Origin of the sequence: Vagococcus fluvialis (genome assembly GCF_048815235.1) — a bacterium.
In the GTDB taxonomy this organism is placed as follows: domain Bacteria; phylum Bacillota; class Bacilli; order Lactobacillales; family Vagococcaceae; genus Vagococcus.
On record NZ_JBMEAO010000008.1, the window covers coordinates 98,853 to 113,623 of the forward strand.

Below are 14,771 nucleotides of genomic sequence, written 5' to 3' on the forward strand. Positions count from 1 at the left end.
ATTTATTATTCAGCTAATGTTTTTCTTACTTGTTCTTCAATAATTGAAGCGTTTGGTAACCAGATTGATTCTGCTTGACCAAATGGGAAGTGACTGTCTGGAGCTGCCACACGACCAACTGCTGCTTCAAGGTCATACATTGCACCTTCTGCAATTTCAGCCATAATGTGGTTACCAATACCAGTTAAACGTTGTGCTTCTTGAACCACTACCACACGTCCCGTTTTCTTAACTGAGTCTAAAATAGTATCAATATCAAATGGTGCTACTGTTCTAAGGTCGATTAACTCAACAGAGATACCGTCTTTTTGTAATTTTTCAATTGCTTTTTTAGATTCGTGAACCATTGCTCCGTAAGTAACGATTGTAATGTCTGATCCTTCTTGAATAACGTGAGCTTTATCTAATGGAATTTCATATGACTCTTCAGGCACTTCTTCTGTAATTGAGCGGTATAATTTTAAATGCTCTAAGAAGTAAACTGGGTCATTGTTTCTGATTGATGCTGTTAAAAGACCTTTTGCATCATATGGGCCACTTGGAATAACGATACGTAAACCAGGTGATTGAGCAAATAATCCTTCTAAGTTATCAGAGTGAAGCTCAGGAGTTCCTACTCCTCCACCAAATGTTGAACGAACTGTTACAGGAACACCTTCGCGCCCTGCCATACGGTAACGGTGACGAGATAATTGACCTAATAAACCGTCAATTGCTTCCATTGTAAAACCAGAGAATTGGATTTCAGGTACTGGACGGAATCCACCCATAGCCATTCCCATAGCCATTCCCATAATTCCTGATTCTGCTAAAGGTGTATCAAAAACGCGGTCTTCGCCTAACTCAGCACGCATACCATCAGTAACACGGAAAACCCCTCCGTTTGTTCCTACGTCTTCTCCAAAAACTAAGATTCTTTCATCACGTTTCATTTCTTGTGTTAAGGCTTCATTGATAGCCTGTACCATATTTTTAACTGCCATCTTTAGTTTTCCTCCTTAGCTTCATACATTTCAATTTCTTTTTGGATACGAGGTGTTGGTACTTCGTAAACATTTTTCAGTAATTGAGATACTTTCATTTTTGGTTCTTTATCTGCTAAATCTAGAGCTTCATTTACTTCTTGAGTTGTTGCATCAATTACGTCTTGTTCCATATCTTCATTCCAAAGGCCTTTTTCACCTAAGTAAGTACGCATACGGATTAAGAAGTCTTTAGCTAACCAGCCGTCAACTTCTTCTTGAGAACGGTATCTTGTTGGGTCATCAGATAGAGTATGAGCACCAAAACGGTAACATAATGTTTCAATCACAACTGGACCATGTCCTGCCATTGTGTATTCACGAGCCATTTTAGCTGCTTCGTATAATGCAAGTGGATCCATTCCATCAACTTGGATACCAGGAATTCCTGCTGCTGCTGCTTTTTGAGCCAATGTTCCAGCTTTACTTTGTAATTCACGAGGAACTGAAATACCATATTTATTATTTTGAACGATAAAGACTGTTTGAGAGTTGAAGACACCTGCAAAGTTAATACCTTCATAGAAGTCACCTTGTGATGATCCACCATCTCCAATGTATGTAAATGACACTTGATCTTTTTCGTCACGACGATAAGCGTAACCAAGACCAGCTGCTTGAATAATTTGAGAACCAATGATTGTTTGAGGTGGTAAACCTTGTACGCCTTCTGGGTAAATGTTTGCTGCCATATGTCCTCTATACCAAAGAACTGCATTCTTCATTGGCATACCATGGTGAACTAAAGGAATCATGTCACGGTATGTTGGTAAAACAAAGTCTTCTTTTTTCATTGCAAATAAAGTTGCTAATTGTGACGCTTCTTGTCCTTCAGATGGAGGTAAGTTACCAATACGTCCTTGACGACCTGCTAAGATTAAGCGTTCGTTAGTTGTTCTACCCCATACTAAAACTTTCATTAACTCAACTAATTCTTCATCTGTTAATGAACTCTTCATTCCTTTGTTAACGATTTTTCCTTTTTCATCTAAAATCTGAACTAATGGAATAGCTGCTTCACTTTTTTTGATCATATCATCAAATAATTTGAAATCTTGTTTACTCATAACTTTATCTTCCTCTCTTTAGTTAAAATCTAATTTGTAATCATCTGAACTAGCAATACCTAACTTCTCGTTGAATAAATAGTTGAAAGCAAAACCTAATACAACTGGTACTACTAAGAAAGCAATAAATGTTGTAATGATATTTCCAACTGTCCATCCATCAGCTTTTAATGCTAAAGCGTTAATTGGTCCAATTAATCCACTGAAACCAAAGCCAGCACTAAATGGTGTTCCTTGTAAATCTAAGAAAGAAGCTAATGAACCTGTAATAGCTGCACTACAAATAACTGGTAGCATGATTTTTGGTTTTTTAACCACGTTAGCCATTTGCATTTTTGGAGAACCAATAAAATGAGCTAATGATGTTGGAACAGCGTTAGCTTTCCAACCAGCGATACATAGACCAAATCCAGCAGCACAAATTCCTAAGTTAGCAGCTCCAGAAGCAATACCTTCTAAAGAAATCGCTGTTGCAATCCCTACTGTTGCAATCGGTGACACAATCATCATTGCAAACATGATCGCAATCGCAATTGTCATTGGAACTGGTTGTAAATCTGTTAAAGTCGCAATAAATTGACCAAACATTGCTGTTAAACTTTTTACAAATGGTAAAGTTAAGAATCCTAACCCACCACCAACAACTGTTACAATGGTTGGAATAACTAAAATCGTAAAGGCTTTCAGTTTTTCACCTAGTAAAAGGATAATAAGTGCGGCGAATGCTGCTGTAATCCCTGTGTTAATAACGTCTCCAGAACCTTGGAAGATAAATCCACCTTCTGGGTTAAGACGTGCAACACCTGAACCAACGACACAGGCCATACCGAGAGAACCAATTTGAATAGGGGTAAACTTAAAGTTGATTGCCACAGCAACACCAACCACGATTGGCATCATTGTCGCTGCAATTCCTGTCGCTGTTAAGGCAAATGACCAACCTAACGCTTTAGATAACTCACCTAGTAACGCTCCTGGAATTAAGGAAACAACCACTCCCAAAGCAACACCGTTTAAAATATTCATGGTAAAATCTTTTGGTTTAACACTTTTAATTGACATAAGATCAATCTCCTATTATTTTTTTATATATGGATTGGTAAGCCTAATCCTACTTCTGCAGCTTCCATGATTGTTTCGCTAATTGTAGGATGTGGATGAACTGTTAATGATAAATCTTCTAGAGTTGCACTTGTTTCAATTGCTAAAGTTACTTCAGAAATTAAATCACTGGCATTTGCTCCTGCAATTTGACCACCTAAAATTTCACCTGTGTTTTTGTCACTAACAATTTGTACTAAGCCTTCTTCTTTACCCATTGAAAGAGCACGACCGTTTCCTTGGAATGGAAACTCAGATACTTTAGCGTCATAACCTTGAGCAATTGCTTCAGCTTTTGTAAAACCAGTTGATGCAAGTTCAGGATCTGTGAAACAAACAGCTGGCATTGCTTTGTAATCAACTGCCACATCTTGTCCACTAATGGCTTCAGCTGCTACTTTTCCTTCATAACTTGCTTTATGAGCTAGAGCAAGACCTGGAATAATATCTCCGATTGCATAAATGTGATCTAACGTTGTACGGCATTGCTCATCTACTTTAATTAAGCCACGCTCATCAACTTCAACACCAATTCTTTCTAATCCTAATTCACTTGTGTTTGGTTTACGGCCAACTGATACTAATACATAATCACAAATAATTTCTTTTTCTTTACCGTCTACTTCATAAGTAACCGTTACGCTATCTTCAGCGTTTTCAGCTTTTTTAGCTAAAGCATTTGTTTCAATAGAAACATTTAATTTTTTGAAGTTTTTCTCTACAAATGAAACTAATTTTGTATCAAAGTTTGGTAAGATGGAAGATTGACCTTCTAATATAGTTACTTCAGTTCCTAAGTTGGCAAATACGCCTGCTAACTCACTTCCGATGTAACCGCCACCAATAACAACTAATTTTTTAGGTAATTCTGTTAAGTTAAGTAACCCTGTTGAATCTAGGACTCTTTTTCTAAATTTAAATCCTGGAATTTCAATTGGTGTACTACCTGTTGCGATAATGACATTTTCAAAGCGATAAGTATCCCCTCCGAATTCATTCATCACACGAACTCTATTTTCATCCATAAAGTAACCTGTTCCTTCAAGAACATCTACTTTATTTTTCTTTAGTAAAAACTTAACTCCATCGGTTAATTTTTTTACTACGTGATTGTCTTTCCAGTTTTGCACTTCAGAAAAATCTAAAGTTGTATTCTCAGATGAGATACCTGCAAATGGAGAATTTTTGGCATTACTGTAGTGATGACTAGCTTCAATCAAAGCTTTAGAAGGAATACAACCAACGTTTAAACATGTTCCCCCTATATTTTCTCTCTCAATTAGTGATACTTTTTGTCCTAATTGAGCCGCTCTAATCGCTGCCACATAACCACCAGGTCCAGACCCTATAACTACTGTTCCTAGACTTGATTCAAAATCGCCGACAACCATTCTGACACTCCCTTTCCTTTTACTCTTTATAAAGTGCTTCTCGTAAGTTATAATTAACTTGTCTAATTAAATTACAACTTTTATCTTTTAAGAAACCGCTTTATTTTTCGCTACACCCTGATTATAGAATGGAATTTCACAGATTTGAAATTGATAGAATCTATAGCCGGATAAATTTTTTTCAGAAATGGGGATTATCTAATGGAATTTAGACAATTACGATATTTTATTGAAATAGTAAAGGCACAAAATTATTCTAATGCTGCCAAAAATCTGTTTGTGACGCAGCCAACTTTGTCTTGGAACATGAATAAACTCCAAGAAGAACTTGGAGCAAAACTGATTTATCAAGTGGGAAATAAAGTCATGCCTACCACTGCGGGAAATATTTTGTTTGAGAAGGGACAAAAAATTCTTGCAGAGCTAGATGAGTTAACCGAAGAAATTGAAGAAGATCATATCTATAAGAAGAAAGAGTTAACAATTGGTTCAAACTCCGTCATCTCCCCAGTATATATGCCACTGATTCAACAGTTTATGTCGGTTTATCCGAACTTTTCTATTACTATAGAAGAAAATGGTTCCGTTAAGACTCAAAAAAAGGTTGCTAACGAGGAATTAGAGATTGGAATTGTGTCCTTCCCTATTATAGAAGAAAGTTTAGAAATTGAGCGCAATACATTACATACATTTAAGTACCACGCTTACGTTTTAATGCGTGATGACCATCCTCTAGCTGGTTCAAAATCCCTTAGTATCAAGGATTTGAAGGATGAGCGTTTTGGCTCTATGAGTAAAGATTATGTCTTGTGGCACGTTTTAAAAAACAAAGCTCGTGAATTTGGCTTTAGACCAGACATTGACTTTATGAGTAACAACCCTGAAACTCTAATCAATCACGTCATTCAAAATAATTTAGTAGCGATTATTCCGATTCAATTAAAAGAAGCTTTTGCAGATTTTAACTTAGCTTGGGTTCCTTTAACGGATAAGATTAAACCCTTTGATATCGTGGTTGTCCATAAAAAAGATAGACCCTTATCTCCTGCAGCTGCTCTTTGTTTAGAATTCATTACCAATCAGGAAATTATCAAAGAATAATAGAATCTATAGCCCTATAGAAATTACTAATTAGTGAAATTAATCTCTATCTCCTATACTTAATTTGTATCACATACAAAATAACAAAGGAGAAGATGTTATGTTAAAAATCTTAATGATGGGTGCTCGTGAGGATGAAAAGGCTTTCGCCGAACAGTGGGCAAGTAATAATAATGTTGAAGTAACAGTTTCACAAGAAATTCTAAATGATGACACTTATCATTTATTAGAAGGATACGATGGTTTAAGCTTACAACAAACAATGGGAATCCCAACAGAGATGTATACACGTTTAAAAGCTGATGGCTTTAAACAAATTGCGCAACGATCTGCTGGTGTTGACATGTATGATTTAGAAGAAGCAAAAAATCAAGGATTACTCGTAACAAACGTTCCTGCTTATTCTCCTAACTCAGTTGCCGAGTTCACTGTCAGTAGTGCCTTAAACTGCTTAAGACACACTCAAGCCATTCAAGAAAGAATGAAACAACAAAACTTTAGCTGGGACGAAAGTATTTTATCAAGAGAAGTTCGTACGCTAACCATTGGTGTTCTTGGAACGGGCCGTATTGGCCAAATTACAGCTGAAATTTTTAAAGGCTTTGGAGCAAACATTATTGGTTACGATTTATATAAAAATCCTGCAGCAGAAAAAACATTAACGTATGTAGATGATTTTGACGCATTCTTAGCTCAATCTGATTTAGTAACAATTCATATGCCATTAACAGCTGATAATCATCATTTATTTAATGCTGAAACGATTGCTAAAATGAAACCAGGCGCAATTCTAATTAACGCAGCACGTGGAGCGATTGTTGATACAAAAGCTTTAATCGATGCTTTAGAAAGCAATCAAATTTCTTGTTGTGCTCTTGACACCTATGAAAACGAAATGCCTTATGTAACAAAAGATTGGGCAGATAAAGAATTAGGAGATCCAATTCTTGAAGAGTTATTGAAACGCGATGATGTTTTATACACACCACATATTGCTTTTTACACTGAGACAGCAGTAACTAACTTAGTCTCTGGTGCCTTAGATGCGTGTCTATCCGTTTTAACAACAGGTACAGCAGAAACAATTGTTAATCCATAAATCAAAAAGAGACTAACCTAATAAGGTCAGTCTCTTTTCTCATCTAAAGCAACGTATTCAGTTGTTAATTTGATAAACATATCACGGTCATTATTTTCAAGAGCCAAATCAATAGCATGTTGAAGATTTCTTTTCTTTAACTTTATCTCTTCTTCAGCTAAAAAAGCATCTAAAGAATCAAAAAATTCATTCTGCTCTTCTTGAGTGGTTTCTTGATAGCCGTGCTCTTCAATTATTTCAGAGTAAAGATAAGAACTTTCTCGTTCTACAAAATTAATTTCTAAATACAGCTCATCTTTTTTGTTATTTCGAAGTTCACTGTAAATTTCTTGACTATCCTCAATCAATTTATTCCCTTTTCTCATCTCTAAACCAAGACCAGCTACACTGTGATCCGTTATTAAAATGCCGCGTGGTGTACTTAGTGCCTTTTCAACAAAAGTGACATGTTGTAAAAGAGCTTCATGCTTTAATAAATAGTTTAACATCCAGTAAGCTTCTTTTCGTTTTAAAGGAATACACTGAATTACCCAACTTAAAAATTTTTTCTTAGCTGATAATTCAATCATAAGATTACCACCCTTCTTCATCAATTAATGAAGCAACTTCAATATCTCCTGGAACTAAAGTTAGGTAACGAGCTAACCATTGATTTGCTTCGTCGATTTGTCCTTCTTCTCTTAAGAATAAGCCGTAATCTTTAACAAAGTCTGGCTCATCCACTAAAATATCTTTGACTTTTTCGTAAGAAGCACTCGCTTTGTCAAACTCTTCTAAACCATTATAAGCTTGTGCTATCATCCATTCTGCTAATGGTTGCTCTTTGGTTTCTAAACTTTCCATTAATTCAACAACTTCATCATATGATTCTTCTTTTAATAATAGCTCACTTAAACGAATTTTTGATAAATCAGCGTCAATTTCTAAAGAAATAACTTCTTCTAGATATGATTTGGCTTGATCTTTATCACCTAAATGATAAGCCGTTTCAGAACCTAAGTGGTAAAGTGATGTTTCATAAGGATTTTGCATGATACCTTCTTCAATCACTTCAATAGCTTCTTCATGACGACCTTCATCGTGTAGGATTTGAGCCAACGGATAATAAACTTGATTAAATTCTGCATCCATTAAACGGACTTGGTTTAATAAGTCAATACCACGCTCATTTTCTTCTAATTGGTAGAAAGTTAAAGCTAATTGGAAGAGTCTTTCCACTGTTTCTTCTTCTTCAATGGCTTTTTCAAGGTAAGTCACAGCTTCCTCAAATTGACCAATACGTGAATACGCCACCCCAATACGCTCATTTAAGCTGATTGGTGCTTCTTTGCCGTTAAATACAATGAGTAACTCTTTATAAGTGTCAATAGCACGGTTATAGTCTTCTGATGAAAAATAAAGTTCTGCTAATGATAAATCTAATAATGGCTCATGAGGTAAATGTTTTTTAGCTTGTTTTAGCTTGCTCTCACTTACTTCTGGAATATTCAAGACTTGATAAATGTCTGCTTGAGTAATTAAACTTTGTGCATATAAAGGACTTGATTCCTCAATTGACTCTAAATAGTTAAATGCTTTATCTAAATCATCATTTTCAATAGCGATTTCAGCTAAAGATATTTTTAAGGTTTCTTCTTCTGGAAACTCTTCAAATAAACCTTCATACAGTGTTTGTGCTTCTTCCATAAATCCTAATTGGAATAAATTATCCGCTAATTGAAACCTCTCTTCAGGTAAATCTTCTTTTCTGGCTTTCTCAAAAGCTACTTGGGCTGCTACTAAATCTCCATTTGATAATGCTTGTAGCATTTCTTTACTATTTGACATGTAAAAATCTCCTTCATTGTTTCAAATTTCGCGATAACTCTCTATCACATGATACATTTCTTCCATTGTAGGTAATGGACTTTCTTTCATTACACCAATTTGACTCAGACTAACACCTTTATCCAGTCTTCCTAATTCCATCGTTATACTCTCTGCTAATTCATAAGTATTCATGACTTTAGGTAATGACAATGAACTACCCATTACTTCTTTTAACCACTTAACCATTAAAGGAAAATCAAAAGAAATAGTTTCCTTTTTTAAACACCATAAAAAATAAAGTAAAAAGCTAATTTGCTCCTTCTCTTGTAATGTGATGTAGTGTGATTCGGTTAATTGATAAAAGCCTTTTTTAAGACTACCAATCATTAGGTCATTTTCTAATGTTTCCTTTTCAAAACAATCGATAACTTGTTCAACGTAGGGTGTCCAAGGTCGTTGCTCGTGAAAAGAGATAGCTGATAATAACTCAAATAAATCATTATTAGAGTAAAGAGATAGCTTTAACAACTGGAAAAAGTCTTCAGTCCACTTGTCTGGTGCTTCTAATTCACTCAACATTGTATCGTAAATCAATCTTTCTGGCAAAGTAAAACATTCACTGGTTACGATATTCTGCTCATTAACTAATTTCCCTTTTCCACTTAAACCTGCTAAAAAACCACTCATCGAAGTTGGGATGTAAGTATAACCTTTTAGGTAAATAGAAGACTGCTCTAAAATACTACATAGATAATGTATTTTGTCACTACCTGCTGCTACAAGAGCCGTTCCAGTTGGTAGTTTCATTTCCTCTACATAGGTCAAAATGCGTTGATATGTATTAATATTGTTAAGATTAGGCGTATCTGGACAAATGTACCAGTTAAAGGTTCCTTCTCCGTTAAACAAGAAGCCGAATCTATCGTAATAATTTTCATAAAAAGCTTGGGTACTAATAAATAAAACACTAGGAGCTTGTTTTAAAAAAGAAAAATAATGATTATGACTAATGAGTCGGTTTAAAGACTCTGCATAAACGACTTCACTTGTTTGATTTTCTTTTATAAAGTCTCGTCTCATTTCTTTCCCCTCCTCTAGTAAGTAAAAAGACCCCGTTTAGGATCTTTAACGTCTTGTAATTAGTGATAGAGCCGCAACAACAATAACTGCGCCTAAAATCGATGGAATAATAGCCATTCCAGCTGCATGTCCACCCCAATCAGCCCCAAATAACTTATGGCCTAATGAAGAGCCTAACAGACCTGCAATGATATTAAATAGACAACCTTTTGAATTTCTTTTGTCTACTAATCCACTTGCAATCGCCCCAATCACAGCACCGACGATTAATGTCCAAATCCAACTCATAATAATCCCTCCTATATCTTACTTATATTGTACGGTTTTTATTAACGAATCGTCAATCATTGTCTAAAGATTTAAACAAAATCTTCACACAATAATCAGATTATGTTAAAATTGCCCTTTTTAAGCCCCTTTAGTAGGAACTAATCCATAAAACAAAGAAAGAACCCTTGAAATACAAGGGTTCTTTTAGTTTCATTATTTAACTGCATCTTTAAGTGCTTTACCTGGTTTGAACGCAGGTACTTTACTTGCTGCAATTTGGATTTCTTCTCCAGTTTGTGGGTTGCGTCCTTTACGGGCAGCTCTCTCACGAACTTCGAAGTTACCAAAACCAATTAATTGAACTTTTTCGCCTTCAGCTAAAAATTCTTGGATTGAAGCAAAAACAGCATCTACAGATGAAGTTGCGTCTTTTTTAGTTAATCCAGTTGCTTCTGCAACTTTTTCGATTAATTCTGCTTTGTTTGCCATGTTATCTTTCACCTCCTTGAAAAGGTATCTTGATGTTTATTATTGACATCATATTTTTAGGCGGTCATTTTTGAGTGGTCCAAAAATGACGGTTGGAAATATTTCTAAATAATATTTCTTAAACAAAGATAACATAAGAATCAAGTGATAGCAATGCTTTTAGCGTTTTTTATCTAGTTTTTTTCAATTATTAGCTTTCGTGTTGAAAAAGAAAACCAACTATGATAAAATGCACAATTCTATTTACGACGTCTAGTAATTATACGAATTGGCGTTCCTTCAAACTCAAAAGCACGTCTGATTTGATTCTCTAAAAATCTTGAATAAGAGAAATGCATTAGTTCTTCTTCGTTGACAAAAACAACAAAAGTTGGTGGTTTAATCGCCACTTGAGTTGCATAAAAGATTTTTAATCGTTTCCCTTTATCTGTTGGTGTTGGATTGATGGCTACTGCATCCATAATCACATCATTTAAAACAGATGATGGGATTCGTAAAGTTTGATTTTGACTAACTGTTTCAATCATTTCAGGTAATGTGTGTAAACGTTGTTTTGTTTTAGCTGATACATAGGCGATTGGTGCGTAATCTAAGTATCTGAACTCACTACGGATATCATCTTCAAAGTTTTTCATTGTATGGTTATCTTTTTCAAGAGTATCCCATTTATTCACAACGATAATAATTCCTTTTCCTGCTTCATGGGCAAATCCTGCAATACGTTTATCGTATTCACGAATTCCCTCTTCAGCATTAAGAACAACTAAAACAACGTCAGAACGATCAATAGCACGCATTGAACGCATCACACTATATTTTTCAGTACTTTCGTAAACTTTTCCTTTTTTACGCATACCAGCTGTATCAATCATCTCAAATTTTTGACCATCAGGAGAAGTAAATGATGTATCAATCGCGTCACGAGTTGTTCCGGCAATATCTGATACAATAACACGCTCTTCACCTAAAATAGCATTAATTAATGATGATTTTCCTACATTTGGTCGACCGATTAAACTAAATCGAATCACGTCATCTTCTTCTGTGTCTGGAACATTAGCAAAGTGCTCACACGCTTTATCTAATACGTCTCCTAAACCAAGACCGTGACTTCCTGAAACAGGAATTGGGTCACCTAATCCAAGAGAATAAAATTCAAAAATATCATTTCTCATCTCAGGATTATCGACTTTATTAACAGCTAAAATAACTGGTTTATTACTCTTATAAAGAATTTTTGATACGTACTCATCAGCGTCCGTAATCCCTTCACGTCCACTAACAACTAACATAATCACGTCTGCTTCTTCCATGGCAATCTCAGCTTGATGCTTAATTTGATCCATGAAAGGCTCGTCACTCATTTCAATACCACCTGTGTCGATGATACTAAACTCTCTTCCTAACCATTCTCCATGAGCATAGATACGGTCTCTTGTAATACCAGGAATGTCTTCTACAATCGAAATACGCTCCCCAGCAATACGGTTAAATAATGTTGATTTTCCTACGTTGGGTCTTCCAACGATGGCTAATGTTGGGTTTGCCAATATGGCCACCTCCTATACTTTCTTATCCTTATAAAGTTTAAACGATACTTTATGCTCTTGCAAGTAAAAGATGATGAAAATAAGAAAAAGCCGGCAACTAGCCGACTTTTCTTAAGAATTTATTAGTCTTCTTCAGTTGGTTCAAGATTAATCATGTCACCTAATGTGAATCCAGTAGATTCTTCAGGCATAACATAAGTTTCTTCTTCAACTACAACTTCTTCTTCTTTTTCTTCTAAAGCTTTGATACTTAAACCAATACGTTTGTTTTCTTTACTTACATCAAGAACTTTAACAGTTACCATTTGGCCTTCTTCTAAAGCTTCATGTGGTGTTGCAATATGTTTATGAGAAATTTGAGAAATGTGAACTAATCCTTCAACACCTGGTAAAATCTCAACGAAAGCACCAAACGATGTTAAACGATTCACTTTACCTTCTAAAACAGAACCTACTGCAGCGTCTGCTTCTACATTATCCCAAGGTCCAGGCAATGTTTCTTTAATAGAAAGTGAAATTCTTTCTTTTTCAGGGTCAATGCTTAATACTTTAACTTTTACAACGTCACCCACAGATAATACATCTTCAGGTTTAACCACGTGGCTATATGAAATTTCAGAAACGTGAACTAATCCGTCAACTCCACCTAAGTCGATAAACGCACCAAAGTTAGTTAAACGTGCTACACGTCCTTCAACAATATCACCAGCTAAAATATTATCCATAATTTCTTTCTTAGCAACTGCTTGTTCCGCTTCAAGAACAGCACGGCGAGAAAGGATTAAACGGTTTTCTGATGGTTCAATTTCAATAATTTTGTATGTTAATGTTTGGCCTTTGAATTCTGAAAAATCAGAAACAAAGTGAACATCGACCATTGAAGCAGGTACGAAACCACGTACACCAGCATCAACAACTAATCCACCTTTAACAACATCTGTTACAGGTGCTTCGATTGTTTGACCAGCTTTGAAAGCTTCTTCAATATCTTCCCAAACTTTTTTCGCGTCAACGCGACGTTTTGATAGTAAGTAGCTACCATTTTCTTTATCTTTTCCGATTTCAGAAATAACCACTACATCTATGATATCACCAATATTTACTACATCAGTAACGTTTTGTACAGCTACTGTTGATAATTCTTTTAATGGAATAACACCCTCTACTCCAGCTCCGATAATACCAACAATTGCTTGTTTGTTCTCATCAATTGTTAAGACTTCACCTTGGACTAAATCTCCAACTTTTACTTCTTGTACACTTGCCATAGCATTTAACATTTCTTCGTTCATTTGCTCTGTCATCTTTGCTTTCCTCCTCAACAACAATTCGTCTTCATTTACTGCTTACTACTATTCTACCTAAAATAAAAACACTTTACTAGAGTAAAATGTTCTTTTCGTTAATTAAAAAAGTGTTTTCATTAATTTTTCGATATTTTCAACGACTTCTGCAATACTTAAACCCGAAGTATCTACTAAAATAGCATCTTCAGCTTGAACTAAGGGAGAATTTTTACGTGTTGAATCATAATGATCACGATCAGCAATTTCTTGTTTTAAACTTTCAAAGTCAGTTTCGATACCCTTAGCTTGGTTTTCTTTATAACGGCGTTCAGCTCTTTCTGTCACACTAGCCACTAGAAAGACTTTCAAATCAGCATTTGGTAGCACAACTGTTCCAATATCACGGCCATCCATTACAATACTCATAGATGAAGCAATATCTTGTTGTCTAATAACCATTTCTTCACGAATTGATTTATATGCTGATACTTTTGAAACTGAATTAGTCACATCGTTGTTACGAATCGCTAAAGTTACATCTTCATCGTTTAAATGAACATGTTGGCCATCTTCTTCTTGAGTGAAACTAATTTTAATGTCATTTAATAAAGACATTAATGCTTCTTCTGAATCTAAGTCAATATTTTTAGTAATCGCAGCTAATGTTAATGCTCGGTACATTGCTCCTGTATCACAATAAATAAAGCCATTCTTTTTAGCTAATATCTTAGCAACTGTGCTCTTACCTGCTGAAGCTGGCCCATCAATTGCTATTTGAATCGTTTTTTTCATTTTCTAAACACCCTTACTTTGATTTTGCCCTAAAATAAAAAGTCGTCACAGGACGACTTTTTATTATCTAACTCTAATTTGTTGACCAGGTTGAACGTTTGTTGCGTCAATTCCTGGGTTTAATTGATAAAGTTCATCTACAGTCATACCATTTTCAGTAGCAATTTTCCATAAACTTCTTGTTGAATCGCCTTCACCGTAGTTCACAACTGAACCGCCACCTGCAGGAGCTACTTGTCCGCCTTCTGGAGCAATGTTTTGGTTGTTTTGTGCTTCTTCAGGTGATACTTCTACATCTCTAAATGTTGATGATGTTGAAGAACTTGAAGAACTACTACTTGAGCTACTTGAAGATGAAGCTGGTGTTGAGCTCTCTGTCGTTGTAGAAGAAGTTTTTTCTTTTTCTTTCGAAGAAGATTTTGTTACTTTTTCTTTTGAGCTACTTTCAACAACAATTTTATCTTGTTTAGCTGTTCCTTCATTCATTTTTGTACTCATATTAAAATAGAGAATTGCTGAAACAGGAACTAATACAATCAAGAACAATAGGATAACTAGAATAATGACGTACCAGTTTTTCCCTTCTTCTTTGTATCGACGATTAGTTCTTGAAGAACCATCATCTTCTCCTTGGTCTTGGTCCTCATATATTGGCTGATCCCAAGGTTCTTGTTCGTTTAATTCATCTTTGTCTTTTCTACTCACTTATTTACC

At 35.3% G+C, this 14,771-nt stretch carries 15 protein-coding genes; 2 read left to right on the plus strand and 13 right to left on the minus strand.

Annotation, left to right across the window (positions count from 1 at the left end):
- Window positions 1-5: 5 nt before the first annotated feature.
- From ACODH8_RS06900 to lpdA, 4 genes are read right to left on the minus strand one after another with little or no spacing between them, the layout of a single operon-like run.
- Complete coding sequence (locus ACODH8_RS06900) at window positions 6-983, minus strand: alpha-ketoacid dehydrogenase subunit beta (protein WP_332465271.1); 978 nt, start codon at window positions 981-983, stop codon at window positions 6-8.
- Window positions 984-985: 2 nt separating this feature from the next.
- Window positions 986-2,089: a thiamine pyrophosphate-dependent dehydrogenase E1 component subunit alpha gene (locus ACODH8_RS06905; protein WP_332465270.1), complete on the minus strand. Its 1,104-nt coding sequence runs from the start codon at window positions 2,087-2,089 to the stop codon at window positions 986-988.
- Window positions 2,090-2,107: 18 nt separating this feature from the next.
- Window positions 2,108-3,151 carry a PTS sugar transporter subunit IIC gene (locus ACODH8_RS06910; protein ID WP_332465269.1) on the minus strand — a complete coding sequence of 348 codons (1,044 nt, stop codon included), beginning with the start codon at window positions 3,149-3,151 and terminating at the stop codon, window positions 2,108-2,110.
- Between the two features lie 23 nt (window positions 3,152-3,174).
- On the minus strand, window positions 3,175-4,581 hold the full coding sequence (gene lpdA, locus ACODH8_RS06915) for a dihydrolipoyl dehydrogenase (RefSeq protein WP_332465268.1): 1,407 nt from the start codon (window positions 4,579-4,581) through the stop codon (window positions 3,175-3,177).
- A 201-nt stretch (window positions 4,582-4,782) separates the two neighbouring features.
- Between lpdA and ACODH8_RS06920 the strand changes: the two genes are divergently transcribed.
- Window positions 4,783-5,682 carry a LysR family transcriptional regulator gene (locus tag ACODH8_RS06920; RefSeq protein ID WP_332465267.1) on the plus strand — a complete coding sequence of 300 codons (900 nt, stop codon included), beginning with the start codon at window positions 4,783-4,785 and terminating at the stop codon, window positions 5,680-5,682.
- Between the two features lie 100 nt (window positions 5,683-5,782).
- Complete coding sequence (locus tag ACODH8_RS06925; protein ID WP_332465266.1) at window positions 5,783-6,781, plus strand: D-2-hydroxyacid dehydrogenase; 999 nt, start codon at window positions 5,783-5,785, stop codon at window positions 6,779-6,781.
- A 26-nt stretch (window positions 6,782-6,807) separates the two neighbouring features.
- Here ACODH8_RS06925 and ACODH8_RS06930 read toward each other — a convergent pair whose 3' ends face one another.
- The 9 genes from ACODH8_RS06930 to ACODH8_RS06970 form a co-directional block, all read right to left on the minus strand.
- Entirely contained in the window at window positions 6,808-7,350 is a 543-nt protein-coding gene (locus tag ACODH8_RS06930; RefSeq protein ID WP_332465265.1) for a YpiB family protein, read from the minus strand.
- A 4-nt stretch (window positions 7,351-7,354) separates the two neighbouring features.
- Window positions 7,355-8,608 (minus strand): tetratricopeptide repeat protein, encoded by a 1,254-nt coding sequence (locus tag ACODH8_RS06935; RefSeq protein WP_332465264.1) that lies wholly within the window; start codon window positions 8,606-8,608, stop codon window positions 7,355-7,357.
- Between the two features lie 21 nt (window positions 8,609-8,629).
- Window positions 8,630-9,670 (minus strand): hypothetical protein, encoded by a 1,041-nt coding sequence (locus ACODH8_RS06940; RefSeq protein ID WP_332465263.1) that lies wholly within the window; start codon window positions 9,668-9,670, stop codon window positions 8,630-8,632.
- A gap of 45 nt (window positions 9,671-9,715) precedes the next feature.
- Window positions 9,716-9,958, minus strand: a complete 243-nt coding sequence (locus ACODH8_RS06945) for a GlsB/YeaQ/YmgE family stress response membrane protein (protein ID WP_332465262.1) — start codon at window positions 9,956-9,958, stop codon at window positions 9,716-9,718.
- 195 nt (window positions 9,959-10,153) lie between these two features.
- Window positions 10,154-10,429, minus strand: coding sequence for an HU family DNA-binding protein (locus ACODH8_RS06950; RefSeq protein ID WP_086343077.1), 276 nt, complete (start codon window positions 10,427-10,429; stop codon window positions 10,154-10,156).
- A 239-nt stretch (window positions 10,430-10,668) separates the two neighbouring features.
- On the minus strand, window positions 10,669-11,979 hold the full coding sequence (gene der / locus ACODH8_RS06955) for a ribosome biogenesis GTPase Der (RefSeq protein ID WP_332465261.1): 1,311 nt from the start codon (window positions 11,977-11,979) through the stop codon (window positions 10,669-10,671).
- A gap of 122 nt (window positions 11,980-12,101) precedes the next feature.
- On the minus strand, window positions 12,102-13,283 hold the full coding sequence (rpsA, locus tag ACODH8_RS06960; RefSeq protein ID WP_332465260.1) for a 30S ribosomal protein S1: 1,182 nt from the start codon (window positions 13,281-13,283) through the stop codon (window positions 12,102-12,104).
- Window positions 13,284-13,385: 102 nt separating this feature from the next.
- Window positions 13,386-14,057 (minus strand): (d)CMP kinase, encoded by a 672-nt coding sequence (cmk, locus tag ACODH8_RS06965; protein ID WP_332465259.1) that lies wholly within the window; start codon window positions 14,055-14,057, stop codon window positions 13,386-13,388.
- Window positions 14,058-14,120: 63 nt separating this feature from the next.
- The gene (locus ACODH8_RS06970; RefSeq protein WP_332465258.1) at window positions 14,121-14,762 is read right to left on the minus strand and encodes a LysM domain-containing protein; all 642 of its coding nucleotides are present in this window, start codon (window positions 14,760-14,762) and stop codon (window positions 14,121-14,123) included.
- Window positions 14,763-14,771 lie beyond the last annotated feature (9 nt).